Below are 23,792 nucleotides of genomic sequence, written 5' to 3' on the forward strand. Positions count from 1 at the left end.
CTCAGGCCCGCGAGCGTTTCTCGATGTTGAGGAGATGACGCTTGGCGGCCTGGCCGCCCGCGTAGTCGCCGAGTTCGCCGTCGCCCGGCACGATCCGGTGGCACGGCACGACCACACAGACGGGGTTGGCGTTGAGCGCGTTGCCGACCGCGCGCAGCGCGCGCGGGCGGCCGATGCTCTCGCCGATCTCGTCGAGGGTCGCCGTCTCCCCGTAGGGCACGGCCATGGTCTTCTGCAGCACCGTACGGGCGAACGTCGTGGCGATGGACAGGTCCACCGGCGTGGCGAAGGCCCGCAGGCGCCCGGAGAAGTAGGCGTCGAGCTCCCTGCGCACCGGATCGAGCCGCCCGGGGTCGGGCCCGACGAACGCGCCCACATGCCGGACGACCAACTCGAAGACGGTGTCCTCCGACTCGAAGCTGCACGCCACGATGCCCTTGCCGCTCACCGCCAGCACCAGCCGGCCGACCGCGCCGTCATAGGTGCCGAACGCCACATCGGGCGGCACCTCGCCGCGATAGGTGGCGGAAGTCACCCGCAGCAGGGCATCGAGGTCTCCACTGGACATACCCGCCACCCTCTTCCGCCGCCCTGAAAGGCCGTGCCCGCAGCGTATCGGACGGATCGCCCGACGAACGCCGCACGCCACAGGCACTATGGAGGTGTGGGTGACGACAGAGCAGGCAGTGACGATGAGATCGCTCGCGCGGTGCTCGCCAGCTCGCCCAACGCCGTGGTCGCGCTCGACAGGGACCAGACCGTACTCGTCTGGAACCGGGCGGCGGAGCGGCTCTTCGGCTGGTCGGCCGAGGAGATGCTGGGCCGCAGGGCGCCGATCGTGCCGGGGGAGCTGACAGCGGAGCACAACGCGGTGCTCGAACGGGTGCGCACGGGCGGCCAGGTGTCGCTGCGCACCAAGCGGTTGCGCAGGGACGGCACCGTGCTCGACCTGAGGGTCGACACGAGCGCGCTGCTCACGGGCAGCGCCGTGGCGGGCTACGTCTTCGTGCACCATCTGACCGAGGCTGACGAGGCCGCCAGGAACCGTATGGCGCGGCGGGCCCGGCTGGTGCGCCGGCTCACCGACGTGGTCGGCGACATCAACGCCGAGCTGGAGCTGTCCACGGTGCTCGACCGCATCGCGGCCAGCCTGACCGAGCTGACCGGCGCCGACGCGGGCGGCTTCGTGCTCATCGAGGGCGAGCGGCTGCGGCTGGTGAGCGCGCACCAGTTGCCCGACTCGCTCAAGGACGTGACGGCCGAGCTGCGTACCAGCCTGGTCGGCAAGCTCTTACGTACCGGGAAGACGGTGATGCTGGAGTCGCAGGGGCTTGGCGACCTGGTGTGGGCCGAGCTCGACGGGCTGCACACGATCGCGCTCGGCCTGGCGGCGGTCGGTGGCCGTCCCTACGGGGCGCTGTACGCGCTGTTCGCCGAGCACAAGCCCGGCCATCTGGAGCTCGAACTCCTGGAGCTGCTGGCCGGGCACGCCGGCATCGCGGTCGGCAACGCGGTGGCCTATCAGGAGGCCGTACGCCAGCGGGCACACGAGCGGGCGGTGTTCGACGCCAGCGCCGACGGCATCGCCGTGCTCGACCGCGCCGGGCGGGTCAGCCAGTGGAACCCGGCCGCCGCCGAGCTCACCGCGACGCCGGGAGAGGCCGTCATCGGCGGGCCGCTGCCCTTCCCGCTGCCCAGCCCGGGAGAGAAGCTCACCTACCAGCTGGAGAGCGGGCGCTGGCTGGACGTGGTCAGCGCCCAGATCGTGGAGACCGGAGAGGTGGTCGTCGACTTCCGCGACGTGACCACGGCCAAGGAGCTGGAGGAGGCCAAGGACCTGTTCCTGGCCACGACCAGTCATGAGCTGCGCACGCCCATCACGATCGTGCGCGGGTTCGCCAGCACGCTCGACGCGCGCTGGGACAAGCTGAACGACACCGAGCGGCGCTCCGCCGTCCACACGATCGCCGAGCGGGCCAGGTCGCTCGGCCAGCTCATGGACCACCTGCTGCTCGGCGCCAGGGCGGGCGCCGACGAGCCGCCGGTGCGCATCGAGGCGTTCGATCTGGCCGAGCGGATCCACGCGGCCACGCTCGGGCTGCCCGTGCTGTCCGACAGGCACCGGGTGGAGGTGGCCATCCCCGACGCGCTGCCGTACGTCAGAGGCGACGCGCTCGCCACCGACATCATCCTCGGCCAGCTGCTGGAGAACGCCTTCAAGTATTCGCCGACGGGCGGCCTGATCAGCGTGGGCGCCTGGCCCGAGGACGACGCCGTGGTCGTGGTCGTGGACGATGAGGGCGTCGGCATCGCCGCGCCGGACCGGGAGCGGGTCTTCGAGCGGTTCGTCCAGGTCGACAGCGGTGACCGCCGCAGGTTCGGCGGAGTCGGCCTCGGGCTCTACATTGTCCGCAGTCTGGCCAGGGCTCAGGGCGGCGATGTGAGTGCCCATCCGCGACCCGGTGGAGGCACTCGAATGCGGCTCGTGTTGGGCAACGCTTCCCCTATCCGATCCGACACACCGATGCGGTAACGAGGTGGTAACGGTTACGCTGATCTATCGTCCGATGTGTACAAGCTGTGATCGAGATGCGGTTTCTGGGATCGAGTAACGGGGCATTTCGGTCGTACCGGGGAGTGTTCCCGTGGGGGGCACTGGGAGCGGGGAGGTGGGTGTGTCAAGCGTGGTGCTACTGCCGTACGCGCCGTCCAGTGTCGCCGTCGCCCGCCAGCGTCTGAGCACTGACCTGCAGGATCGCGGTGTTTTCGCCACCGCGATCGACGATGCCGTCCTCGTGGTGAGCGAGCTGCTGAGCAACGCGCTACGGCATGCGCATCCGCTGCCGTCGGGCATGGTCAGGGTGGCCTGGCTGCGGAGCGACGAACACATCGAGGTCGCTGTGAGCGATGGCGGCGCGGCCACCGAGCCCCGTGCCGGCCGGCCGACTCTGTCGTCGCTCGGGGGCAGGGGACTCGGCATCGTCGAGTACGTCGCGGAGAGCTGGGGAGTCCGCCACGACGGTGACATCACGACGGTGTGGGCGATCTTGCACGCCCCCAACGGATTGATGAACGGGCAGGTCCACGCACTGCGAGAGGCCGGATAGCGGCTACGCGCTCAGCGGCCGGCCGGCCAGGATCGCGCGCTCTCCCACGGTCCACGCCGTGGAGATCAACAGGTAGAGCGCCGCGCCCAGCGGCAGCACCGCGGCGGCCAGCACCGTGCCGAACGGCATCAGCGGCATGATCCTGCGGATCAGCGCGGGCTGCTCGTCGGGCAGTGTGGCACTGACTTTGCGGGCTGAAATCCACGCCACGACCGCGATCAGCGCGATGACCACGGCGAAGACCGAAAATGGCACACTAACCAGACCGTAATTGGTGACGATTCCCGCCACATGCTGCCCCAAAGGGGCGCCCAGCAGGTCATGGCCCAGGAAAGCGGTTGGGTGCGTGGCGACCCGATACATCACCCAGATGAACGGAAGCTGCCCCAATCCCGGGAGGATCGTGGCGAAAGGTGAGGTGCCTTCCTTCGCGTACAGCTTGGTGGTCTCCTTGGCCAGCCGCTCGGGGTTGCGCGACCACCGCTTCCGCAGCTCGGCCAGCTTGGGCGCCAAGCGCTTCTGGACCTGTGCGGCGCGGGCCTGGCGGATGCTGAGCGGCAGCAACAGGAGGCGTACGGCCACGGTGAACAGCACGATGGCCACGGCGGCGTTGTCGCCGGACACGGCCAGCAGAAATGACACGAAAGAGTCGAACATGAGCCCTTCAATCAAAGAGAGATGGATCAGGGCTCACTGAAGAGAGCCCCGCTTAGCCGGAAGCGGGGCGCGATGACGGGGCTCGTGGCCGTGGCCGGCCTGCCGCCGCGGGATGGCGCTGGCGCTGGAAGGCCGTGCGCCGGGCGTACATCAGCGGGAACCCGGGCGCGTCGCCGCCGATGGCGGGCAGCAGCCGGGCGGCCCAGGTGGCGAGCAGCAGGATCGCCACCATGGTCACGCCGATGAGCCAGGGGTCGAACAGGAAAAGCGTCACCGTGACGAGGACGACTTCCCGACCAAGGTGACGGCGATGAACACCAGAAGGGCGACCACACCGATGATGAGGGCGACCTTGAGCAGGCCCATGATCATGGGGATCACGAAATTGAACAGCACGAAGAGGCCTAGGAGGGCCCCCAGCACGAGCATGACGACGCGACTCATGCGCCCACCGTACGTCCTGCGAGCATGATCCGCGAGGCTTACGAAGCAATGACGTAAGTGTCGATTCGGCACGCTCCCGCCGTACGGTGAAAGGGTGAACACGCGCATCCTGGTGGTCGACGACGACCCGACCGTGGCCGAAGTCGTGGCGCGATATCTGGAGCGCGACGGGCACGAGGTCGAGTGCGTGGGCGACGGCGCCGAGGCGCTGCGGCGGGCGCTGGCCAGCCCGCCGGATCTGATGGTGCTCGACCTGATGCTGCCGAAGATCGATGGGCTGCAGGTGTGCAGGAAGCTCAGGGAGCGCTGGCCGGTGCCGGTGATCATGCTGACCGCGCTCGGTGAGGAGATCGACCGGGTGGTCGGGCTCGAAACCGGCGCCGACGACTATGTGACCAAGCCCTTCAGCCCGCGTGAGCTGGCGCTGCGCGTCCAGTCGGTGCTGCGCCGCGCCCGGGGGGCCTCTGTCACGGGTGGCACGGGCGTGCTGCGTGACGGCGACCTGGTGGTCGATGTCGGGGCCCACGAGGTACGGCTGGGCGGGGCCGAGGTGCTGCTCACCGCCCGCGAGTTCGACCTGCTGGCCTACCTCGTGCGCAACCCTCGGCAGGCGTTCAGCCGGTCGGCGCTGCTCAACCAGGTGTGGGGATGGTCGTTCGGGGACTCCTCCACGGTGACCGTGCACGTCCGGCGGCTACGGGAGAAGATCGAGCCGGATCCGACCGCGCCGCGGCGGATCGTCACGGTCTGGGGCGTGGGATACCGGTACGAACCGCTCGAACTCGCCGGTGACCCACATATCGCTGGCGACCCACTCGACGGTGCGTCGTGACTCCCCATCCCGCGGTGATGAGCGATCTGGGGATGATCGTGGCGGTCACGGCGGGGCTGGGGCTGCTGGTCGGGATCCTGGGCGTGTCCGTCATGTGGCGGCTGCGTACCCGCTCGATCGGGGTCATGCTGGCCGTCGTCATGGTGGTCGCGATCGTGGCGACGCTGGCCGGCGTGGTGGCGATCACACTCAAGATGATCATCGAGGGCGCGGTCAGGGACATCGTGCTCAGCGTGGTGGCCGTCGGCGGGCTGGTCGGGCTGGGGGTGGCGTTCGTGCTGGCCAGACGGGTCGTGGGGGAGAGCAGGCGGTTGGTGGCGGCCGTACGCGATCTGCCGTTCACCGCGCCCAAAGGGCTGCCGTCGGAGCTGCAGACGATCGCGAACACACTGGAGGAGGCGTACGAACGGGAGCGCGCCCTGGAAGGGGCCCGGCGCGAGCTCGTCGCCTGGGTGAGCCACGACCTGCGCACCCCGCTCGCCGGGCTGCGGGCGATGGCCGAGGCGCTCGAAGACGGCGTGGTGTCCGACCGCAGGACCGTCGCGCGCTATCACGGCCAGATCAAGCTGGAGGTGGAGCGGCTTTCGGCGATGGTCGACGACCTGTTCGAGCTGTCGCGGATCCACGCCGGAGCGCTGCGGCTCACCCCTGCCCGGATCGGGCTCGCCGACCTGGTCGCCGACACGCTCGCCGGGGCCGAGCCACTGGCCCGCGCCAAGGGGGTGCGACTGACCGCCGAGGCGGCCGAGGCGGTCCCCGTGCGGGCGGACCCGAACGCCCTGAGCCGGGCGCTGGGCAACCTCGTCGTGAACGCGATCCGGCACACGCCATCGGACCGCACGGTCGTGTTGCGGGCGGCCGTCGACTCGGGCATGGCCTGCCTGTCGGTCAGCGACTGCTGTGGGGGGATCCCCGACGAGGACCTGCACCGGGTGTTCGAGGTGGCCTTCAGGGGCGAGGCGGCCCGGACCCCGACCAAAGACGGCGGGGCCGGGCTCGGCCTGGCGATCGCGCAGGGCATCGTGGAGGCGCACGACGGGGTGATCGGTGTGGTCAACGACGGGCCGGGCTGCCGCTTCGAGATCCGGCTGCCGCTGGTCTCGGGATAGCGCGCCCGTCAGGTTTGGGACTTCAACCGGACTCCGGAAGTGCGCTGTCGTGACCGGCGCCGAACGACTCCGACATCGCGCGGAACGTCGGGCACGGCCAGCGCCACATGCAACTCCGGCACCGCAGGATGGGGTGCTCGGCGTCGCTCGTGATGCCGCCCGCGTCGCGCGGCTGGTGGAGGTCGAACAGCCGCAGCCCGAGCTCGGAGAATCTGAGCAGGTCGTCGCGGGCGTCGGCGAGGAAGTCGAGGTCCTCGCCGGCGAGTTTCGTGTGTACGGGGACGAAGCCTTCGTGATTGATCAGACTACGCAGGCGCCCCACTCTGTCATGCCACGAGGTGGCCTTCTCTGTGCGGATGAGGATGGCTTCCAGTCGTTCGCGGAGCCGTCGTCGGTGCGGGTCTTCGGGTTTCTCTGTTCTCATGAATGCTCGGGCCCGTGGGTCTCGCCCGGCCCCTCCTTCTCAAGTGAAGTAGTGACCAGAAGCGAGGTGCCGGGCCGCCCCCCTCTCCGGCCATGCCGGTGTCACACAGTCAAGCTTCGCGTACTCTCTGTTTTCATGGAGTCCAAACGGAGGACAAAATCCTGAGGTTGCCCTATCGGCGTGACAACGTGACCGGAAGCCTCCGCGCCGCTAGCCTGCCCATGTGGAGCTCAAGGTCTCGACTCGATCACATGCCGGCCATGCGCTAGTCGCCATCACCGGTGAAATCGACCTCTATACGGCACCCCACCTGCAGGCGGAGTTCGCTCGGCTGCTGCAGGACGGGCCCAGCCGCGTGGTCATCGACATGTCCGGCGTGGATTTCTGCGACTCCACGGGGATGAACGTCTTGCTGTCCGCGCTGAAACGCGTCAAGGAGCAGGGCGGGGCGCTCGACGTCGCCGCCCCACGGCCGGCCGTACGCAAGATTCTGCAGGTCACCGGTCTCGATTCGGTCTTCACCGTGCATGACGAGGTGCCGCAGGAGTTCCTCATCTCCGAGGGGTCATGAAGGATACGGCAGTTATCGTCCCGGCCAAGGACGAGGCCGACCGCATCGGTGCCACGGTCACCGCGGCCCTCGCGCTGCCCGGCGTCGATCTGGTCGTGGTCGTCGACGACGGCTCGACCGACCAGACCGGCCGGGTGGCGCGGGCGGCGGGGGCCAGGGTGGTCCGGCACAGCCGCAACCGCGGCAAGGCGGCGGCCATGGAGTCGGGCGCCGAAGCCGTGCGCCTGCTCGACGGTGAGACGCCGCACCACTTACTCTTCCTGGACGCCGACCTGGGCGACACCGCCCGGGCCGCCTCCCCCCTGATCGAACCGGTGCGCGCCGGCACGGCCGACATGACCATCGCGGTCTTCGCCACCCGCGTCAAGCTGGGCGGCCACGGCCTGGTCGTCCGCCTGTCCAGGGACGGCATCCGCAGGGCCACCGGCTTCGAGCCCGCTCAGCCGCTCAACGGCCAGCGCTGCATCACCAGAGACGCCTTCGAGGCCGCCCGGCCGCTGGCGCACGGGTTCGGCGTGGAGACGGCGCTGACGATCGACCTGCTGCGCAAGGGCTATCGGGTGGAGGAGGTCGAGGTGGAGATGGCCCATCGGGCCTCCGGCACGGACTGGCGGGCCCAGGTGCATCGGGCCAAGCAGCTACGGGATGTGGCACGCGCGCTCGCCACTCGGGAGCCGCTAATCACCCAAAACCTCGACAAAATCCGCCCAAAGCGCTAGCCCCCTCCGCTCCTTTACCTGGCAAACTTCCCCAACTTTCCTGATCGACCGGGAAATGGGCGGTTTTCCCGGTTTGTGGGCATCGGTGGTTGGGGGGCATCGGGCTTGCGCTGCGCCGGCTTCGCCGACGGCAGCACCGTGATCGACGGCAGCGCCGTGACCGGCGACGTGCTGGTGGCCGCTGACGGCGTGATGTGCGCTGCCTTCGAGCTGCCGGACGGCTTGTTCAGCTGCCGGACGGCCTGTTCGAGCTGTCGGACGGTTCGTGCGAGCTGCCGGACGGTTCGTGCGAGCTGCCGGATGGTTCGTGCGAGCTGCCGGACGGTCTGTTGGAGCTGTCGGATGGCTTGTTCGAGCTGCCGACCGCGGGGCCGTGGCGGAACAGTGGCGGAACTGTCGGTGCGGGTCTGTTCACTGTGTTCATGGACACCGAACCGCGGCGGCGCGGGCCATTCTGGGATGTGCTGGCCGGGCGGGTCCCGCCGCCGGCCGCGGCCGAGACCCTGGGCTGGCAGCTGATCGAGGTGGATCCCGAGCGGGGCACCATCGAGGTGGCGTTCGAGGCGAGCGAGCGGTTCGTCAATCCCGTCGGGGTGATCCAGGGCGGTTTCCTCGCCGCGATGCTCGACGACACACTGGGGCCGGCGCTGGTCGCGACGCTGCCGGAAGACCAGTTCGCGGTCACCCTCGACCTGCACGTCCAATACCTTCGCCCGGCGCGGCCGGGGCGGCTCACCGGCCGGGGGCGGGTGGTGCGGCGCGGCAGAGAGGTGTGCTTCCTGTCCGGCGAGCTCATCGCGCCCGACGGGAAGACCGTGGCCGTGGCGACCGCGACCGCTCACCTCCAGACCCGCCGGGGCTGAGGGGATGTGGACCTCGTGTGGTGAGCACGTGTGGCCGGGGGCGCGCCGCCTCGCGTTGCGCCTGCCCACGGGCGTGTGATCGCTTGGCCGGGTGCCGGGTGCCGGGTGCGGGGTTCCGGGTGCCGGGCGTGGGATACCGGGCGCGGAATGCGGGGTGCCGGGTGGGCGGATTGGGCTCGCGGGGTTGGCGCGTGTAGATCGAACACGCGTCCGGAGTGCGACGTCCGGAGTGCGACGTCCGGAGTGCGATGTCCGGCGTCCGGCGTCCGGAGTGTGACGTCCGCAGTGCGACGTCCGGAGTGCGGACGTGCGCGTGGTGGACGGTGGTTGCTGGCCGAAATCTCGTACGTGTTATGCCCGTAGAGACCACTAAAGTGGCTCTTGGACGAGCGTGGCCGGGGGCCGCGGTCAACCTCAGGAATGGAGTGTCATGAGCGATGACAGCCCCACCGGCCAGTCCGCATGGGAACGCATTGACACGACCATCCCCCATTCAGCCCGCGTGTGGAACTATCTGCTGGGCGGCAAAGATCACTTCGCGCCCGATCGCGAGGCCGGTGAGCTGCTGCTTCGGACATTTCCTGACTTCGCCGAGGTTGCTCGGCTGCAGCGGGAGTTCCTCATCCGCGCGGTCACGTACCTGGTGGAAGAGGCCGGAGTCCGGCAATTTCTGGACATCGGGACCGGCTTGCCGACGGCCAACAACATCCACGAGGTCGCTCAGCGCACCGCCCCCGAGACCCGGGTCGTCTACGTCGACAACGATCCCATCGTGCTGGTCCACGCCCGTGCCCTGCTGACCAGCACCGAGCCGGGCGTCACCGCGTACATCGACGCCGACGTACGCAACCCCGACGTCATCCTCCAAGGCGCGGCCAAGACTCTCGACTTCAGTCAGCCCATCGCCCTGGTGATGTTGAGCATCGCCGGGCAGGTGCCCGACGAGGACGACCCGTGGGGGATCGTCGACCGGCTGATGGCCGCGTTATCGCCGGGCAGCTACCTCGTGCTCAGCGACGGCACCAACACCAACCCGGCCCTGATGGAGGCCGTCAGCGCCTACAACAAGGCGGCCGCCAACTCCTATCACCTGCGCAGTCCCGCCCAGATGGGTACGTTCTTCGAGGGGCTTGAGCTTGTCGAGCCCGGCGTCGTACCCACTCCCCAGTGGCGGCGGCGCAGTGACGCGTGGGACGAGCCGTCCAAGCTGGTGAGCGCGGTGTGCGGGGTCGCGCGAAAGCCGTAGGAGCTCCAGGACATCCATCGCGCTCTCTGATCCGAACCACCTGTGACCGGCGCCACGTCGGTCACGGCGGGAGGGTGCATGGAAGCGGGACGCGAACCGGGCCGCATCGAACCGGGACCCACGTCGGGCCGTATCGAACCGGGACGTGCGTCGGGGGGTTTCGAAGCCCGGTATGGGCCATCGAGTCGCGGCGAGGGCCGTGGGTCGGGGGATTTCGAGGCCCGGTATGGGTCGTCGGGTCCTGGTGAGGCGGGACGTGGGTCGGGCGGTTTTGACGCCCGGCGTGCGTCGCCGGGCCGCAGCGAGACGGGGCGTACCTCGGGCCGTGGCGAGGCAGGACGTGCCTCGGGCCGCGTCGAAGCGGGACGTGAGCCGGGCTGGGGAGGCGAGCGGGTCCCTGGGGTCGAGGAGTTGCTGGAGGACGTCGCGCGGGGGGACAGGGCGGCGTTCGAGCGGCTGTACGAGGTCGTGGCGCCGCGCGTGTTCGGGCTTGTGCTGCGGGTGCTCCGGGATCGGGCCCAGAGCGAGGAGGTGGCTCAGGAGGTCCTGGTGGAGGTGTGGCGTAACGCCGCGCGCTTCCAGTCGGGCCGGGGCTCGGGGATGGCCTGGGTGCTGACGATCGCGCATCGCCGGGCGATCGACCGGGTCCGTTCGGCTCAGGCGAGTATGGATCGCGAGGAGCGAGCGGCCCGGATGGACGTGCACCGGCCCTTCGACGAGGTCGCCGAATCCGTCGAAACCCGGCTCGAACGCGAGCGCCTGCGCCGCTGCCTGCAGGGCCTGACCGCGTTGCAGCGAGAGTCGGTCACCATCGCCTATTACGGCGGATATTCCTATCGTGAGGTCGCTGAGCTGGTCAAAGTCCCGCTCGCGACGGTGAAGACCAGGATGCGCGACGGGCTGATCCGGCTGCGCGACTGCCTGGGGGTGGAGCGATGAGAGGCATGACCGGCGGGCCCGATCCGCACACGCTGGTCGGCGCGTACGCGCTGGACGCCGTCGACGACGAGCTGGAGCGGCGCCACTTCGAGGACCATTTGACCGGGTGCGCCGAGTGCGCGCTGGAGGTCGCCGCGTTCGCCGAGACCGCGGCCCGGCTGGGTTCCGCCGTGGCCGTCGAGCCGCCGCCCGGCCTCAAGGAGCGGGTATTCGCCCAGATCGACCAGGTCCGGCAGGTCCCGCCGACCGTCGCCGTACCCGCCCAGGAAGACAGCTGGGGGACACCGCGGCGCCCCGAGCATCGGGCTGGGCGGCGCCCACAGGGGCGGGCCCAACGGTCTCGGCCGCGGCTGCGGTGGCGGCCGCTGGTGGCGGGCGTGGGCGTCGCGGCCTGCCTGGCGGCGGCCGTCGTGTTCGGTGTCGGCGCCTTGCAGGCCCGTGACGAGCTGGACCAGGTACGGCGGATGAACCAGGAGGTCGCCGCGGTGCTGACCGCGCCGGACTCCCGCATCGCCACGGCCGCGGCCAAGCAGGGCGGTCGCGGCACGGTGGTCGTGTCGCGCTCGCGGGGCAAGATGGTGTTCCTGGCCGCCGGGCTGGCCGATCTGCCGGAAGGCCAGGTCTATCAGCTCTGGCAGCTGGCCCCTGGGCGGATCAGGTCGGCCGGGCTGCTCAGCGCCGACGCCGCAGGCCGCACGCAGCCGGTGATCGCCGCGCCGGGACCCGGAGTGGCCAAGCTCGGCGTCACCGTCGAACCGGCCGGCGGCTCCGCACAGCCGACCACCCGGCCGCTGTTCCTGGTCAACCTGCCCGCCACCTGACCCCGTCACCGCGCGACACGGTCACCGCGCGGTGCCCACCACCTGACCCCGATCGCCACTCATCCACGGTTGCCCATCCATCCGGAGGTCGGCCGCGAATACCTGGTACGGCAGCGCCGGCGAGCGCGTCACTCGAGGCCATCTCGTGAGTGACGCGCTGACCGGCCCGTTGTTGAACGGTTATCCGGCGCACCGCGTATCTCCACGTGACCCATCCCCACACCCCCCAAGGGGAAGCATGCGTTGGACCACGATCGTCGGCGCCCTGCTCTGCGCGACACTGGCCGGTGGGTGTGCCGCGTCGGCGGCGGGAGCGCCCGCTGCCATGGCCGCCTACGACCAGCAGGACGTCACCTTCAGCCAGGAGATGATCACTCATCACCGGCAGACCATCCAGCTGGCCGAGCTGGTCGCCAAGCGCACGGACACGCCGTACGTACGCGAACTGAGCCAGAAGCTGGAGACCAACGAGAAGGCCGACATCGAGAAGATGTCGTCGTGGCTGAAGTCCTGGCAGGTGGCCGTACCGGCCGAGGACACCAAGGGCGTCGCCGACCAGGTCGCCCAGCTGACCCCGAAGTCCGGTAAGGCCTTCGACAAGCTCTGGCTCTCGCTGATCTCGCAGCACCTCGACCACGGCGTCATGATGGCCACGTCCGCCCAGAGCGGCGGGAAGCACGGTCCCACGATCGAGATGGCGACTCGGCTCGTCTCCGAGCAGACGGCCCAGATCGCGGAGATCAAGGAGCACCAGGCCTGATCGTGACCCGTACACAGGACTCGCGGCGGCAGGTGGGCGCGACGCGCGCCAGGCTGCCGATGCGTCTTGCGCGGTCGGCCTCGTTCACGGTCGTCTGCGTGGCCCTGTCCGCCATCGGGCACTGGCTGGCGGGCGGCAACGCCCCAGGGCCTGGCATGGTCGCGGGCGCGGGCGCCGTCGTGCTGGCCGCGGCCACCGCTATGGCCGGCAGGGAGCGATCCCAGCCGCTGATCATCGGGCTGCTCGGCACGGGGCAGGTGGGCCTGCACGTGCTGTTCGCCTCGACGGGCGAGTCCCCGCACCTGGCGGATGTCCATGGCCAGAGCACCTGGCCCGGCATGTTCCTGTGTCACGCCGTCGCCACGCTGCTGACCGCGTGGTGGCTGGCCGGCGGTGAGGCCGCCCTCTGGTCGTTGCTGCGCCGTCTCGCCTCGCGCGCCGTACGGATCCTCACGCCTGTCGCCGGCCCTCTCTGGCCGCCCGCCGCCCCCGTGGCCGCGGATCTCGTTCCCGACCGGCCGCGCGAGCGCATGTTGCGGTACGCGGTCGTACGGCGCGGCCCCCCACTTCGTTCTGCCTGACCCCCTCAACGACGCGAGCAGTCGAGCGCGTCGTGTCCGGCATTTCCGAAAACGAAGTGGAGACTCCCATGCTTTACCGCCGAATCGGCACCGTAGCCGCGGCAGCCCTGGCCCTCACGGTGGGCCTCGCGATCCCCGCCCTCGCCCATGTCACGATCAACCCCGGGACCGCGGAGAAGGGCGGCTGGACCAAGCTCGCCTTCCGGGTGCCCAACGAGCGTGACGACGCCTCGACCACCAAACTCGTCGTCACCTTCCCCACCGACCATCCCCTGCCCTTCGTCTCGGTCAAGCCGGTTCCCGGCTGGAAGGCCGAGCTGACCGAGGGCAAGCTGCCCGAGCCCGTGGTCGCCGACGACGGGGACAAGGTCACCGAATCCGTCCTGAAGGTCACGTGGACGGGTGGCAAGATCGAGCCGGGACAGTTCCAGGAGTTCGAGGTGTCGGTCGGGCCCCTGCCCAAGGACGTGGACGAGATCGCCTTCCCGACCGAGCAGACCTACACCGGCGGCGAGGTCGTCAAGTGGGCGGACGCGCCCAAGAGCGACGGCACGGAGGCGGAGCACCCGCTGCCCACGCTGAAGCTGGTGGCGGCGGCGTCCGGCGGGGAGCACGCCGGGATGGCCATGACCACGGCGGCTCCGCCCGCCGCGCAGCAGACGGTCGCCGTGATGAAGCAGTCCGCCTCATCGTCGCCGACGTCCGACGGCACGGCCCGGGTCATGGGCGTGGCGGGCATCATCGTCGGGCTCCTGGGCGGCGGTTTGGGGCTGGTGAGCCTCAGACGGCGCTCCCCGGCCGCCTGACGCGCCGCTCCCCGGCCGCATGACAAGCCGCTGTCACGCCCTTCCCGATGAGTTTCCGGCCGTTAGCGTCTTCAACTCTCTGTGTTTACCTGAGTAAAACGGACATCAGCGTAGCCTCGTCGCTTTCCGGCCGAGGTCGGGAGGCGATCCGGTGGAAGCCGATGCCGCGTCCGTCCGGCGAGCCGGGCGGACCGTGGTTGAGAGCCGCGTTGTCGGGGCCTGATTCCGCATTCCCAGATGGGGTGCGGCTCTTGGGCCACCGCCCCGCCGGACGCTGTCCCGTTGGTGCGAACACCAATGGGGGCGGGGACCGAGCGCCAGTCAGGCACCCGGCTGTTGCTGAACATTACCATACGATTACTTTCGGTAGCGGTCGGTCGGAAGCTTCGATCACAGTTCTTCTGGCAACCACAGGTTGGCGTAGCGAGCGCTAGCAACGGTTCATAGCCTGTCTACACCCGCGACAGCGGTAGCAGCAGGCGGAGGGGCGCGGTGATGAGCGACATCCAGCAGCAGGTCCAGCAGGCCATCGCCCGGATGGTCAAGTCCGGAGCCGAACGTGGCGTGCAGGTCGCCGTCTACCAGCACGGCGAGCAGGTGGTGGACGCCGTGGGGCCGCTGGGCGTGGCCGACGAGCTCTACTTCGGCATGCCGGCCGCCGAGCACGGCCGCCTGGCCCGGCTGGAGGACCAGGAGGGCGCCGCGGACATGATGGCGGGCATGCCGCCGGACTCGCCGATGTTCAGGGCGGGCCCGGCGGCAACGTTCCCGTCAGCCGCTCTGGGCAACCGGGCGGACATTCTGGCGGCCGACATCCCGGCGGGCGGCAAGACCTCGGCCCGCGCCATCGCGCGCGTGTACGCCGCGCTCATGGGCGACGTCCCCGGTGTGCGGCTGATCTCTCCGGAGCGGCTGCGCGCGTTCGCGGTGACCAAGAACCGGCTGACCGCCGACTTCTCCGCCGCCACCCAGCTCATCCAGATCGTCTCCGGCCACTGATCCCTGCGTGAACGAGTACTCCAGGCGGTTGTTCCTGCGGCTCGGCGGTGCCGCCGTGGCCGGTGGGCTGGTCCCCGCCGCGCGGGGATCGGCCCACTCGGCGGACTTCGCCCTCCTGCGCCGCCGGTGGCGGGACGTGACGGCGGGCGGGGGGTTCGACGCGACCGCGGAGCCGTACCGGACCAGGCTCGTACAACTGGGCAGCACGGCGGCCGGCTACCGGGACACCATGGCGCCGACCGGCACGTCGCTCTGGCCCGGCCTGGCGTTCCCGTCCTTCGTCCAGACCCCGGTGCGGCTGCAGGCCATGGCCCGTGCGTACGCCTTACCCGGGACCGGCCTGACCGGCGACGCGAGCCTGGCCGCGGCCGTCGCCACCGGTCTCGACCACTACCGGCGGCAGGTGTACGCGGCGGGCGCCCGCCCGGTCGGCAACTGGTGGCCCTGGCAGATCGGCACCCCGAAGCGGCTCCTCGACGTGGCCCTGCTGATCGGCCCGCACCTGACGGACGCGCAGAGCCGGGCGCTGAGCGAGGCCGTGGACCACTTCGTGCCCGAATGGCGCCTGGACGACTACAGCGGCAACAGCACCGGAGCCAACCGGGTGGACCTGTGCACGGTGACGCTGCTGCGCGCCATCCTCAGAGCCGACGCGGACAAGGCCGCGCTGGCCGTCTCGGCGCTGGAGCCGGTCTTCCCGTACGTCACCGAGGGCGACGGCTTCTACCGGGACGGCTCGTTCATCCAGCACACCTCCATCCCCTACCAGGGCGGATACGGAATGGTGATGCTGTCCGGCCTCGCGACGCTGTTCGCGGTGCTGCGCGGCACTCCGTGGGAGATCGCCGCCCCGAACCTCTTCGACATGGTCGAGCGGTCGTTCGCGCCGTTCATCCACGACGGCTTCTGCATGGACCTGGTCAGCGGGCGGGGGATCGGCCGGGATGCGTACGGCGACCACAGGAGGGGGCGGCTGATCGCCTCGGCGATCCTGCTGCTCGGGGACGCGGCGCCCGTCGCGGCCCGGACCCGCTGGCAGGCCATGGTCAAGGGCTGGGCGGTACGTGACACGGTCCAGCCGATGCTCGAAGAGGCCGACCTGGGGTTCCACGCCCGCCTGGCCGCGATCCTGGACGACGAGACGATCCCCGCGGCGCCGGAACCGGCGGGGCACAGGCTGCTGCCGATGAGCGCCCGCGCCGTCCACCGGGGGCCGGGCTGGTGCGCGGGGCTCAGCATGGCCTCTTACCGGATCGGCCACTACGAGCACGGCAACGGCGAGAACTTACGCGGCTGGCACACCGGCTCGGGAATGCTCTACTGGTGGGCGAAGGGCCACGGCGACCAGTACTCCGACTCCTTCTGGGCCACCGTCGACCCCTACCGCCTGCCGGGCACGACCGTCTCCACCAAGCGGCTGGCCGACGGCGCCGGCGCGGCGTGGGGCGACACCTGCCCGCCGGGCCGCTGGGTTGGCGGCGCCACGGACGGCAGGTACGCGACGGTCGGCCAGCACCTGAACGGCCTCCAGAGCACGATGGAGGCGTTCAAGTCGTGGTTCTTCCTCGATGACGCCGTGATCTGCCTGGGGGCCGGGATCACCGGGCGGGACGGTGTGCCGGTCGAGACCATCGTGGACAACCGCCGGACCGGCGCGCTCCTCACCCTCGACCAGAAGGCGGGCTGGGCGCACCTGGCGGGCCACGGCGGCTACGTCTTCCACGGCCTCCTGCGCACGCTGCGCGAGAACCGCGCCGCCGGCTCGGTGACCCGGAGCTATGTGACCCTCTGGCTCGACCACGGGATCGACCCGGACGCGGCCGGTTACTTCTACGTGCTCCTCCCGGGCGCGACCCCGGCGCGGACCCGCGCCCGCGCCACCGACCCGACCTGGTTACGCGTCCTGGCCAACACCGCGCGCCAGCAGGGTGTCCAGGTGCCATCGCTCGGCCTGACCGCCGTCAACTTCTGGAACGCCGGAGCGGTCGGTGGCCTGACCGCCTCCGCTCCGTGCGCGGTCCTCGTCAAGGAGTGCGGCGACGGCACGGCCACGCTGACGGTGTCGGATCCCCGGCGCGACCTGAGTGAGCTGACCGTGACCTGGGACCGGCCGGTGACCCGGGTGCTGCGCGGCGATCCGCTCCTGGTGAGCGCCACGACGGGCGCGGGACTCACCCTCCGGTGGGGGCGGCTGTCGGACCGGGGCGGCAGCTCGAAGACGATCACCGTACGGCTGGGCTAGGGGCGACCTCGCCTACAGGTCCAGGCGGACGCCGTAGGACTCGAGCCAGACGTTCAGGTCCAGGGCCAGCTCCAGGCTCATCCTCGACATCGTCGTGGTCGTCTTGCCGACCGGGGCCGCGGTGAGCTCCCTGACGGCCGCCGCGTCGAGCAGCGGCAGGACCGGCGCCGTCCCGGCGCGGACGAGGCCGCTCAACGTGTCGCGGAGCGCCTGCTCGTAGGCGACGTCCTGGGTCGCCGGGTAGGGGCTCTTGACCCGCCGCAGGATCGACTCGGGCACCAGGTCGCCGGCGGCGGCGCGGAGCAGGCTCTTCTCCCGGCCGTCGAAGGTCTTCATCGCCCACGGCGTGTTGAAGACGTACTCGACCAGCCGGTGGTCGCAGAACGGCACCCGGACCTCCAGGCCGACGGCCATGCTCAACCGGTCCTTGCGGTCCAGCAGGACCGGCAGGAACCGGGTCAGGTGCAGGTAGCAGACCTCCCGCATCCGCCGTTCGAGGGCGTTCTGGCCAGGCAGGTACGGCACCTCGGCCAGCGCGCTCCGGTAAGTGTCCGCGGTGTACGACGGCAGGTCGAGCCGGTCGAACAGCGCCCTGTCGAGCAGATCGGCCGGGTCATGGTCACGCAGCACCATCGCGAGCCACGGGAAGGTGTCGGCCTCGACCGCCTGCGGCGCGTGGAACCACGCGTACCCACCGAACAGCTCATCGGCCGACTCACCGGACAGGGCCACGGTGGAGTGCTCGCGGATCGCCCTGAACAGCATGTACAGGGAGCCGTTCATGTCACCGAGGAAGTTCGGGATGTCGAAGGCGCGCACCACCGACGAGCGCAGGCGCGGGTCGGTCAGCTCCGCGGTGTCGAGCATGATGTCGGTGTGGTCGGAGTCGACGTAGCGCGCGAGCTCCTGTACGAACGGCGCGTCCGGATCACCGCGCAGCTCGTCGGGCTGGAACTGCTCGGCGTATCCGGCGAAGTCCACGGCGAAGGACCGGATCTGCCCGTGCTTCTTGGCCAGCGCGGTGATGGTGCTGGAGTCCAGGCCGCCCGACAGCAGGCTGCACAGGGGCACGTCCGAGACGAGCTGGCGGCCCACGATGTCCTCGAGCAGGGCGCGGATCGTGCTGACGGTGACGTCGAGGTCGTCGGTGTGCTCGCGTGGCTCCAGCGCCCAGTAGCGGCGGATGGCCAGCCCTTCCCGGCGTACCCGCAGCAGGTGGCCGGGGCGCAGCTCGCGCATGCCCTTGAAGACGGCCCGCTCCGGGCTCCTGCCCAAGGTGAGCAGTTCGCGCAGGCCGTCCGTGTCCACCACCGGCTCGACCAGCGGGTTGGCGAGGATCGCCTTCGGCTCCGAGCCGAACAGCACGCCATCGCGCAGCGGGTAGTAGTAGAGCGGCTTGACGCCCAGGCGGTCGCGCACCAGCAGGAGCTCCTGGGCGTGGTCGTCCCAGATGGCGAAGGCGTACATGCCGTTGAGCCGGTCGGCGACACCCGCGCCCCATTCCAGATAGCCGTGGAGCACGACCTCGGTGTCGCTCCTGGTGCGGAAGCGGTGCCCCTTGGCCGCCAGTTCGGCCCGCAGCTCGACGAAGTTGTAGATCTCCCCGCTGTAGGTGATGACGACCGGGCCCTCGGCCGTCATAGGCATGTGGCCGCCCTCGACGTCGATGACCGCGAGCCGCCGGTTGCCGAGTATGGCGTGCGGTGACAGCCACAACCCCCGATCGTCCGGGCCGCGGCAGCTCATGGTCTCGGTCATGGCCTGGGCTGTGCCATGTTCACGGGCCAGGTCGCGGCTGAAGTCCACCCATCCGGCGATTCCGCACATGCGAGAGTCCTCCCAAGGGTTTGGGGGTGTCTTCATATCGGGATACGTGCAACGTATCCGTGCGTAGGCGGTTGGTCTATGGACGGGAACGGAAGGGCTCGTACAAATCAGGCGCTCAACCGCTGGAATGGCGGTATCGGGCGAACCTTTCAGTCCTAACTGGATTTGCCGAAATTGATCGACCCGAAAATGTCGCCCGCTTGGAGCACCGGGCCGGTGATCCGGGCGTCGCCGCTGATCGTGTTGGACACGTCGTGCTTGGTCTGGACGAGTCTGGCCGTCTCCGTGGTCCACGACGTCAGGTTCTGCCCGAATTCAGCGTCTTCCTGGGCGCGTTCGACCAGGCTTTTGGCGGTTTCCTCCGGGGTTTGCGCTGTTTCGATGGCGGCTACGGCGTCGTCGCCGAAACGGCGGCGTACGAGGCCCGTCAAAGAGGTCCAGGCATTCTTGCCGGCTTCGCCCGCGGCGCCGCCGACAATCGCCGATATGACCGCCGCCAGAGCGGGAATGACGCTCGGATCCATCGCGCAGCTCTTTTCGTCAAGGACGTTCTCCCAGACTAGCGCTCCGCTTGCCACGATCCAGTGCGACGGGAACACTACTGAACCGTGGCTGGGCCGGAGAGCGCTGGGCAGGCGAACGACGCTGATATACGCAACGAGGTGTCCGGACAGGTGTCCGGCGGGGTGGTGCAGGCCAGGGACATAGGGTCCGTGACCATAGGCGCCACGCCTCCGCCGCCCGTACGGATCCCCCGGCAGCTGCCCGCCGCGCCGCCCGGCTTCGTCAACCGGACCACTGAGCTGGCGCTGCTCGACCGCCTCCTTCTCCTTGAGGAGGGACCCGCGATCGCGGTGGTCAGCGGCCTCAAGGGAGTCGGCAAGAGCGCGGTCAGCCGCCGCTGGGCGCACCAGGTCCACGAGCGGTTCAGCGACGGCCAGCTGTACGCCGACTTCGGCGCGCTGCGGCACCGGGGCGGCACCGAGGTCAGCGACGTCCTCGGCGGGTTCCTGCGCGCGTTCGGCGTCCATGAGGAGTGGATCCCGGCGGAGCTGCCGGAACGGGCGGCCATGTTCCGCTCCATGACGGCCGACCTGCGGCTGCTCGTGCTGCTGGACGACGCCGAGCACGCCGCCGAGGTGACGCCGCTGTTCCCCGCCTCCGCCGCGAGCGCGGTCGTCGTGACCAGCCACCACCAGCTCGGCGAGCTGCTCGTCGCGGGCGCGCGGCCGGTCAGAGTCGCGCCGCTCCAGGACGAGGAGGGGGTACGACTCCTCTCGGGCATGCTCGGCGAGGACCGGGTCGCCGCCGAGCGGGAGCGGGTGAGCGAGCTCGTACGGCTGTGCGGCGGCCTGCCGATCGCCCTGCGGGTGGCCGGGCGCGGCTGGTCCAACGGCCGACATGGACGGTCGAGCGGCTGGTCGGCGAGCTGCGGGACGCCGAACGACGGCTGGACCACCTGATGACGGAGGGCAGAGCGATCGTCGAAGCGGTTTTCGACTCCGCGTACACCGGGCTGCCGGAGCAGGCGGCCCGGCTCTACCGCCTGCTGGGCACGCTGCCCGGCCCCGGCTTCTCGGCCGGGGTGGCGCGGGCCGTCCTGGAGAGCGAGCCGGACCACGCGCTGGACCTGCTTCTCGATGCGAGTCTCGTCGAGGAGCTCGACGGCGACACGTACCGCTTCCATGACCTGGTCCGGCTGCACGCGGCCCGGTGCGCGCGGCGCGTGGACCCGCCCGAGGCGCGGGAGGCGGCGCTGCGGCGGGTGGCGGAGTGGTACCTGGGGCAGGTGGCCGCCGCCGACGCCGCCATGGGTCCCCGGCTGCGCCTGGCCGACCATCGGGAGCGGTTGTCGGCCGTCGGCCTGCCGTTCGCCACACCTGGAGCGGCCCTCGACTGGCTGGAGAAGGAGCGCCCCAACGTGCTCGCGCTACTGCGCGCGGCGGCGGCAGGTGAATGGGACGAGCTGGTCTGGCAGCTGGCCGAGGCCCTGTGGCCGCTCTATCACGAGCGCAAGCACTACGCGGACTGGATCGAGACCAACCGGCTGGGCGTGGCCGCGGCGCTCCGCGTCGGCGACCGTGCCGTGGAGGCCAGGATGCGGAACCAGGTGGCCCGCGCCCACCTGGAGCTCGGCGAAACCGACCAGGCCCAGGCCGAGCTGGTCCACGCGCATCAGGCGGCCCGCGAGGCGGCTGACCCGAGGATGGAGGCGGTCGTCCTGGAGTCGCTCGGGCAGGCCGCCCTGGCCCAAGCCTCCGCCTTGGAGTCCCTCGGCCAGGCCCGGGGACTGATGGAGGATGCCGTCGCCCACTTCGCCGCCGCGCTGGCCATCCACGAAGGGCTGGGCAACACGCGGGGGATCGGCCTGCAGAGCTACCATCTCGGCCTGGTCCACAGCCGCGCGGGCCGGCACGAAGCGGCGATCGCCGCCTTCGACCGGGCTCTGGCTCTCATGATCTCGGCCGGTGACCGGCTCAGCCAGGGGAAGATCCACCTCGTCCTGGGCGAGGCCCACCGCGAGCTCGGCCACTCCGCGCAGGCGCTGCACTCGGCACGGATCGCCGTGGACATCATGCGCGAGCGCCGCATTCCGGCCAAGGAGACGCGTGCCCTGGAGCTGCTGGCCGACCTCGACCCCAGGGACGCCGGGGGCTATCTGCGGCAGGCCATCGCGGTCTGCCTCGCCTCCGGCAACCTGCCCAAGGCCGAGGAACTCCGCGCCCGCCTGAGCGGCGACTAAGCGAGGTCGATGGCCGCTTCCCGGTCGCCGACCCGGACGGTGGTCAAGGGGCCGTCGCCGTTGACCAGCCAGCCGTACACCGCGGACGGCAGGCACCGGGGGTCGAGGTCGCCACGCGCTCCGGCGGACGCGGTGACGTCGAAACGCCGCCCGTCCCGTAGCGCCAGACGGACCCGCCGCGCACCGACCACCTCGGCCGCCATGAGACAGCCGGGATAGCACCGCAGAGTCTCCGCCGCCCAGCCGTCGGCCGGGTCCCCGCGGACGATGATGGCCGCCGTCTCCAACCGCCGCCGGTCCGGCTCCTCGGCGTCCACGACGAGATGCGGGTCTCGTACGCGCTCCCCCTCACCGGTCACGGGGAAGCGCTGCCCCGCGCCGGCCACAGGGAAGCGGCGCAGGGACACGGTGCCGTCCTGGACCTCGGCTTCGACCAGGAACGAGAGCACCTCGCCACGCTCCCCCAAGGGATCGGGCAGCGCGGTGGCGGCGGGCTCGGGTCCGGGTTCGAGGTCCATCAGCCGGTACGCGACGTGCCGTAACAACGTGCCCGCCCGGCCGGACTCGCCCAGCGTCCGCCCGGTGACCTCGTCATAGGCACCCGGCCGGTACGTGTCCATGATCCGCTCGATCTGCCCCAGCAGGTCCCGCCGCGGGTCGAGGCGGGGCAGCGCCCGGGACAGCGCGGCCGTGGGGGAGGCCGGATCGAGCTCCTCGGCCTCCCGACCGGACGAGGCCAGGAGGGTGGGGCGGCCCAGCGCGGCGCCGTAGAAGGTGACCGACCCGTGGTCGCCCACGACCACGTCCGCCGCCAGGAGCGCCGCCTGCCAGCCCTGCCGGGGAGGCAGCAGCACCAGGCCGGCGTCGAGGGCGTCCCCCAGCCACAGCCGGACCTGCAGGCCGCCGTGGCCGTACCAGACGTTCGGATGCGCGGCCAGGACCACCTGGTACTCGTCCACCGGCAACTCGGCCGTCAGCCGCGCGACCAGGTCGTCGTTGGCGCCGAGCAGGGAGTGTTCGCCCCAGGTGGAGCTGATCAGCACCAGCTTGCGGTCGCCGGTCCCGAGGGCGCGCCGGTAGCGGTCGCGCCGCGCGGCGTTCGCCAGGATCCGGTCGAAGCACGGATCGCCGGTCACCACGGCCAGAGGCACCGCCTCCGGGCATTCGCCCGCCAACCGGGTCAGCTGCTCGTGGTGCGGCAGGGCGATGGCCGCCGGTACGAGCCGGCCGTCGTGCACCAGCTGGCGCCGGGCGAGACCCGAGACGCCGCCCGCGGCGGGAAGCAGCCGGTTGTGCCCGGCGCCGTGCGGAACCAGCAGCAGCGGGGCCCTCAGCCGGTGCAGGTCGCCGTTGGCGCTGGCGGAGACGGCCAGGTCGAAGGGAGTGTCCACGGCCTGCGCCCAGGAGACGACACGTGCCTCGACGTCCCGCAGATAGTCGCCGATCCCGTCGTCGAACGCCGAACCCGCGGCGACCGTGAACAGCACCTGGACGCGAGGATCCGAACGGAACAGCGGCAGCACGTCCAGCAGCCGGCTCGCCGAGGTGACCGTACGCGCCACCGCGAGGATGTTCCGGCTGGTGCCGACCGTGCGCCAACGGCGAGACCCGGCGCCGATCGGTACACGAAGCCAACCCTCGCCGCTCACCACCACTCCGACCGGCCCGATTCCGCAGTAAAAGCCCACCATATGCCGCGAACCCGTCGTACATGGTACGCGGCCGCCCATTCCCCGGGAGGTCTTGTCGATGGATGAGGCGGCGGCGTGGGCAGCCGTCGATGCGGCCTGTTCGGCGCGCCAATACCGGGCCGCGCCGGCCGCCACAGCGACGGCGGCGTGGGGCGCCGGTCTGGGAGGGCCGCACGTGGGCGAGCGCCAGGCAATCACCTTTTCCGTCATTTACCATTTTCCTGGTGTGTCGTTGAAGAGCCGGGGGAAGCGCCGATCGCCTCTCCGGTGAAGACGATGAATTCCCGGCATGATGCTTTGGGGCGCCCCTCCTCGCGCGATGCCGCATTTCCCGACATATCCGATGCATTCGCATTATGTGGCCCCATGTTGTGAAATGAGGCTTTGCCTGTCGCCGGGAGACCGGGCCGC

Annotated in this window: 25 protein-coding genes; 17 read left to right on the forward strand and 8 right to left on the reverse strand. The window is 70.6% G+C overall.

Features of this window, described 5'->3' with window-relative positions:
* Position 1 precedes the first annotated feature (1 nt).
* Positions 2-568, reverse strand: coding sequence for a methylated-DNA--[protein]-cysteine S-methyltransferase (locus tag ACGFJ2_RS19840; RefSeq protein WP_357938393.1), 567 nt, complete (start codon positions 566-568; stop codon positions 2-4).
* Between the two features lie 96 nt (positions 569-664).
* On the opposite strand from ACGFJ2_RS19840, the gene ACGFJ2_RS19845 reads away from it, so the two are divergent.
* Both ACGFJ2_RS19845 and ACGFJ2_RS19850 read left to right on the forward strand, forming a co-directional pair.
* Entirely contained in the window at positions 665-2,533 is a 1,869-nt protein-coding gene (locus ACGFJ2_RS19845; RefSeq protein WP_357938395.1) for a PAS domain S-box protein, read from the forward strand.
* Positions 2,534-2,675: 142 nt separating this feature from the next.
* Positions 2,676-3,107 carry an ATP-binding protein gene (locus tag ACGFJ2_RS19850; protein ID WP_357938397.1) on the forward strand — a complete coding sequence of 144 codons (432 nt, stop codon included), beginning with the start codon at positions 2,676-2,678 and terminating at the stop codon, positions 3,105-3,107.
* A 3-nt stretch (positions 3,108-3,110) separates the two neighbouring features.
* Here the strand turns inward: ACGFJ2_RS19850 and ACGFJ2_RS19855 are convergent, their stop codons facing one another.
* The 3 genes from ACGFJ2_RS19855 to ACGFJ2_RS19865 form a co-directional block, all read right to left on the reverse strand.
* Positions 3,111-3,749, reverse strand: a complete 639-nt coding sequence (locus ACGFJ2_RS19855; protein ID WP_393470179.1) for a YidC/Oxa1 family membrane protein insertase — start codon at positions 3,747-3,749, stop codon at positions 3,111-3,113.
* 67 nt (positions 3,750-3,816) lie between these two features.
* On the reverse strand, positions 3,817-4,038 hold the full coding sequence (locus tag ACGFJ2_RS19860) for a DUF6412 domain-containing protein (protein WP_357938401.1): 222 nt from the start codon (positions 4,036-4,038) through the stop codon (positions 3,817-3,819).
* The gene (locus ACGFJ2_RS19865) at positions 4,035-4,208 is read right to left on the reverse strand and encodes a hypothetical protein (protein WP_357652817.1); all 174 of its coding nucleotides are present in this window, start codon (positions 4,206-4,208) and stop codon (positions 4,035-4,037) included. Before ACGFJ2_RS19865 ends, ACGFJ2_RS19860 begins: the two co-directional genes overlap by 4 nt.
* 94 nt (positions 4,209-4,302) lie before the next feature.
* Between ACGFJ2_RS19865 and ACGFJ2_RS19870 the strand changes: the two genes are divergently transcribed.
* Both ACGFJ2_RS19870 and ACGFJ2_RS19875 read left to right on the forward strand, forming a co-directional pair.
* Positions 4,303-5,040 (forward strand): response regulator transcription factor, encoded by a 738-nt coding sequence (locus ACGFJ2_RS19870; RefSeq protein WP_393470183.1) that lies wholly within the window; start codon positions 4,303-4,305, stop codon positions 5,038-5,040.
* Positions 5,037-6,149, forward strand: coding sequence for a HAMP domain-containing sensor histidine kinase (locus tag ACGFJ2_RS19875; protein WP_357938407.1), 1,113 nt, complete (start codon positions 5,037-5,039; stop codon positions 6,147-6,149). The genes ACGFJ2_RS19870 and ACGFJ2_RS19875 overlap by 4 nt, the downstream gene beginning before the upstream one ends.
* Before the next feature lie 22 nt (positions 6,150-6,171).
* Here ACGFJ2_RS19875 and ACGFJ2_RS19880 read toward each other — a convergent pair whose 3' ends face one another.
* On the reverse strand, positions 6,172-6,471 hold the full coding sequence (locus tag ACGFJ2_RS19880) for a hypothetical protein (RefSeq protein WP_393470186.1): 300 nt from the start codon (positions 6,469-6,471) through the stop codon (positions 6,172-6,174).
* A gap of 325 nt (positions 6,472-6,796) precedes the next feature.
* Between ACGFJ2_RS19880 and ACGFJ2_RS19885 the strand changes: the two genes are divergently transcribed.
* The 11 genes from ACGFJ2_RS19885 (at position 6,797) to ACGFJ2_RS19935 (ending at position 17,120) form a co-directional block, all read left to right on the forward strand.
* Entirely contained in the window at positions 6,797-7,144 is a 348-nt protein-coding gene (locus ACGFJ2_RS19885) for an STAS domain-containing protein (protein ID WP_214635395.1), read from the forward strand.
* Entirely contained in the window at positions 7,141-7,863 is a 723-nt protein-coding gene (locus ACGFJ2_RS19890; protein ID WP_357938411.1) for a glycosyltransferase family 2 protein, read from the forward strand. The genes ACGFJ2_RS19885 and ACGFJ2_RS19890 overlap by 4 nt, the downstream gene beginning before the upstream one ends.
* 422 nt (positions 7,864-8,285) lie before the next feature.
* Positions 8,286-8,726 (forward strand): PaaI family thioesterase, encoded by a 441-nt coding sequence (locus ACGFJ2_RS19895; protein ID WP_393470190.1) that lies wholly within the window; start codon positions 8,286-8,288, stop codon positions 8,724-8,726.
* 430 nt (positions 8,727-9,156) lie between these two features.
* A complete protein-coding gene (locus ACGFJ2_RS19900; protein WP_393470193.1) occupies positions 9,157-9,972 on the forward strand; it encodes an SAM-dependent methyltransferase in 816 nt (271 codons plus the stop codon).
* 411 nt (positions 9,973-10,383) lie between these two features.
* Positions 10,384-10,911 (forward strand): ECF RNA polymerase sigma factor SigK, encoded by a 528-nt coding sequence (gene sigK / locus ACGFJ2_RS19905; protein WP_357938417.1) that lies wholly within the window; start codon positions 10,384-10,386, stop codon positions 10,909-10,911.
* Complete coding sequence (locus tag ACGFJ2_RS19910) at positions 10,908-11,732, forward strand: anti-sigma factor domain-containing protein (RefSeq protein ID WP_393470196.1); 825 nt, start codon at positions 10,908-10,910, stop codon at positions 11,730-11,732. Before sigK ends, ACGFJ2_RS19910 begins: the two co-directional genes overlap by 4 nt.
* 238 nt (positions 11,733-11,970) lie before the next feature.
* Positions 11,971-12,492: a DUF305 domain-containing protein gene (locus ACGFJ2_RS19915; RefSeq protein ID WP_357938421.1), complete on the forward strand. Its 522-nt coding sequence runs from the start codon at positions 11,971-11,973 to the stop codon at positions 12,490-12,492.
* A 2-nt stretch (positions 12,493-12,494) separates the two neighbouring features.
* Positions 12,495-13,073: an MFS transporter gene (locus ACGFJ2_RS19920; RefSeq protein ID WP_393470200.1), complete on the forward strand. Its 579-nt coding sequence runs from the start codon at positions 12,495-12,497 to the stop codon at positions 13,071-13,073.
* A gap of 68 nt (positions 13,074-13,141) precedes the next feature.
* Positions 13,142-13,879 (forward strand): YcnI family protein, encoded by a 738-nt coding sequence (locus ACGFJ2_RS19925; RefSeq protein WP_393470203.1) that lies wholly within the window; start codon positions 13,142-13,144, stop codon positions 13,877-13,879.
* 495 nt (positions 13,880-14,374) lie between these two features.
* Positions 14,375-14,878 carry a hypothetical protein gene (locus ACGFJ2_RS19930; RefSeq protein ID WP_393470206.1) on the forward strand — a complete coding sequence of 168 codons (504 nt, stop codon included), beginning with the start codon at positions 14,375-14,377 and terminating at the stop codon, positions 14,876-14,878.
* A gap of 7 nt (positions 14,879-14,885) precedes the next feature.
* The gene (locus tag ACGFJ2_RS19935; RefSeq protein ID WP_393470209.1) at positions 14,886-17,120 is read left to right on the forward strand and encodes a polysaccharide lyase 8 family protein; all 2,235 of its coding nucleotides are present in this window, start codon (positions 14,886-14,888) and stop codon (positions 17,118-17,120) included.
* Between the two features lie 12 nt (positions 17,121-17,132).
* On the opposite strand, the gene asnB is transcribed toward ACGFJ2_RS19935, so the two are convergent.
* Together asnB and ACGFJ2_RS19945 are read right to left on the reverse strand one after the other, a co-directional pair.
* Positions 17,133-18,947 (reverse strand): asparagine synthase (glutamine-hydrolyzing), encoded by a 1,815-nt coding sequence (asnB, locus tag ACGFJ2_RS19940; RefSeq protein WP_393470212.1) that lies wholly within the window; start codon positions 18,945-18,947, stop codon positions 17,133-17,135.
* Between the two features lie 155 nt (positions 18,948-19,102).
* The gene (locus tag ACGFJ2_RS19945; RefSeq protein ID WP_357938432.1) at positions 19,103-19,471 is read right to left on the reverse strand and encodes a hypothetical protein; all 369 of its coding nucleotides are present in this window, start codon (positions 19,469-19,471) and stop codon (positions 19,103-19,105) included.
* 138 nt (positions 19,472-19,609) lie between these two features.
* On the opposite strand from ACGFJ2_RS19945, the gene ACGFJ2_RS19950 reads away from it, so the two are divergent.
* Both ACGFJ2_RS19950 and ACGFJ2_RS19955 read left to right on the forward strand, forming a co-directional pair.
* A complete protein-coding gene (locus ACGFJ2_RS19950) occupies positions 19,610-20,410 on the forward strand; it encodes an NB-ARC domain-containing protein (protein WP_393470215.1) in 801 nt (266 codons plus the stop codon).
* Positions 20,410-21,690, forward strand: a complete 1,281-nt coding sequence (locus tag ACGFJ2_RS19955) for a tetratricopeptide repeat protein (RefSeq protein ID WP_393470218.1) — start codon at positions 20,410-20,412, stop codon at positions 21,688-21,690. The genes ACGFJ2_RS19950 and ACGFJ2_RS19955 overlap by 1 nt, the downstream gene beginning before the upstream one ends.
* Here ACGFJ2_RS19955 and ACGFJ2_RS19960 read toward each other — a convergent pair.
* Complete coding sequence (locus ACGFJ2_RS19960; RefSeq protein ID WP_393470221.1) at positions 21,687-23,252, reverse strand: hypothetical protein; 1,566 nt, start codon at positions 23,250-23,252, stop codon at positions 21,687-21,689. The genes ACGFJ2_RS19955 and ACGFJ2_RS19960 overlap by 4 nt on opposite strands.
* Positions 23,253-23,792 lie beyond the last annotated feature (540 nt).

Source organism: Nonomuraea sp. NPDC049028 (assembly GCF_043197735.1).
Taxonomy (GTDB): Bacteria; Actinomycetota; Actinomycetes; order Streptosporangiales; family Streptosporangiaceae; genus Nonomuraea.

Coding starts and splice junctions, on each gene's coding strand:
- ACGFJ2_RS19840 (WP_357938393.1), bottom strand. CDS start 568: ATGTCCAGTGGAGACCTCGATGCCCTGCTGCGGGTGACTTCCGCCACC.
- ACGFJ2_RS19865 (WP_357652817.1), bottom strand. CDS start 4,208: ATGAGTCGCGTCGTCATGCTCGTGCTGGGGGCCCTCCTAGGCCTCTTC.
- ACGFJ2_RS19890 (WP_357938411.1), top strand. CDS start 7,141: ATGAAGGATACGGCAGTTATCGTCCCGGCCAAGGACGAGGCCGACCGC.
- ACGFJ2_RS19895 (WP_393470190.1), top strand. CDS start 8,286: ATGGACACCGAACCGCGGCGGCGCGGGCCATTCTGGGATGTGCTGGCC.
- ACGFJ2_RS19900 (WP_393470193.1), top strand. CDS start 9,157: ATGAGCGATGACAGCCCCACCGGCCAGTCCGCATGGGAACGCATTGAC.
- ACGFJ2_RS19910 (WP_393470196.1), top strand. CDS start 10,908: ATGAGAGGCATGACCGGCGGGCCCGATCCGCACACGCTGGTCGGCGCG.
- ACGFJ2_RS19915 (WP_357938421.1), top strand. CDS start 11,971: ATGCGTTGGACCACGATCGTCGGCGCCCTGCTCTGCGCGACACTGGCC.
- ACGFJ2_RS19925 (WP_393470203.1), top strand. CDS start 13,142: ATGCTTTACCGCCGAATCGGCACCGTAGCCGCGGCAGCCCTGGCCCTC.
- ACGFJ2_RS19930 (WP_393470206.1), top strand. CDS start 14,375: ATGAGCGACATCCAGCAGCAGGTCCAGCAGGCCATCGCCCGGATGGTC.
- asnB (WP_393470212.1), bottom strand. CDS start 18,947: ATGTGCGGAATCGCCGGATGGGTGGACTTCAGCCGCGACCTGGCCCGT.
- ACGFJ2_RS19945 (WP_357938432.1), bottom strand. CDS start 19,471: ATGGATCCGAGCGTCATTCCCGCTCTGGCGGCGGTCATATCGGCGATT.
- ACGFJ2_RS19955 (WP_393470218.1), top strand. CDS start 20,410: ATGACGGAGGGCAGAGCGATCGTCGAAGCGGTTTTCGACTCCGCGTAC.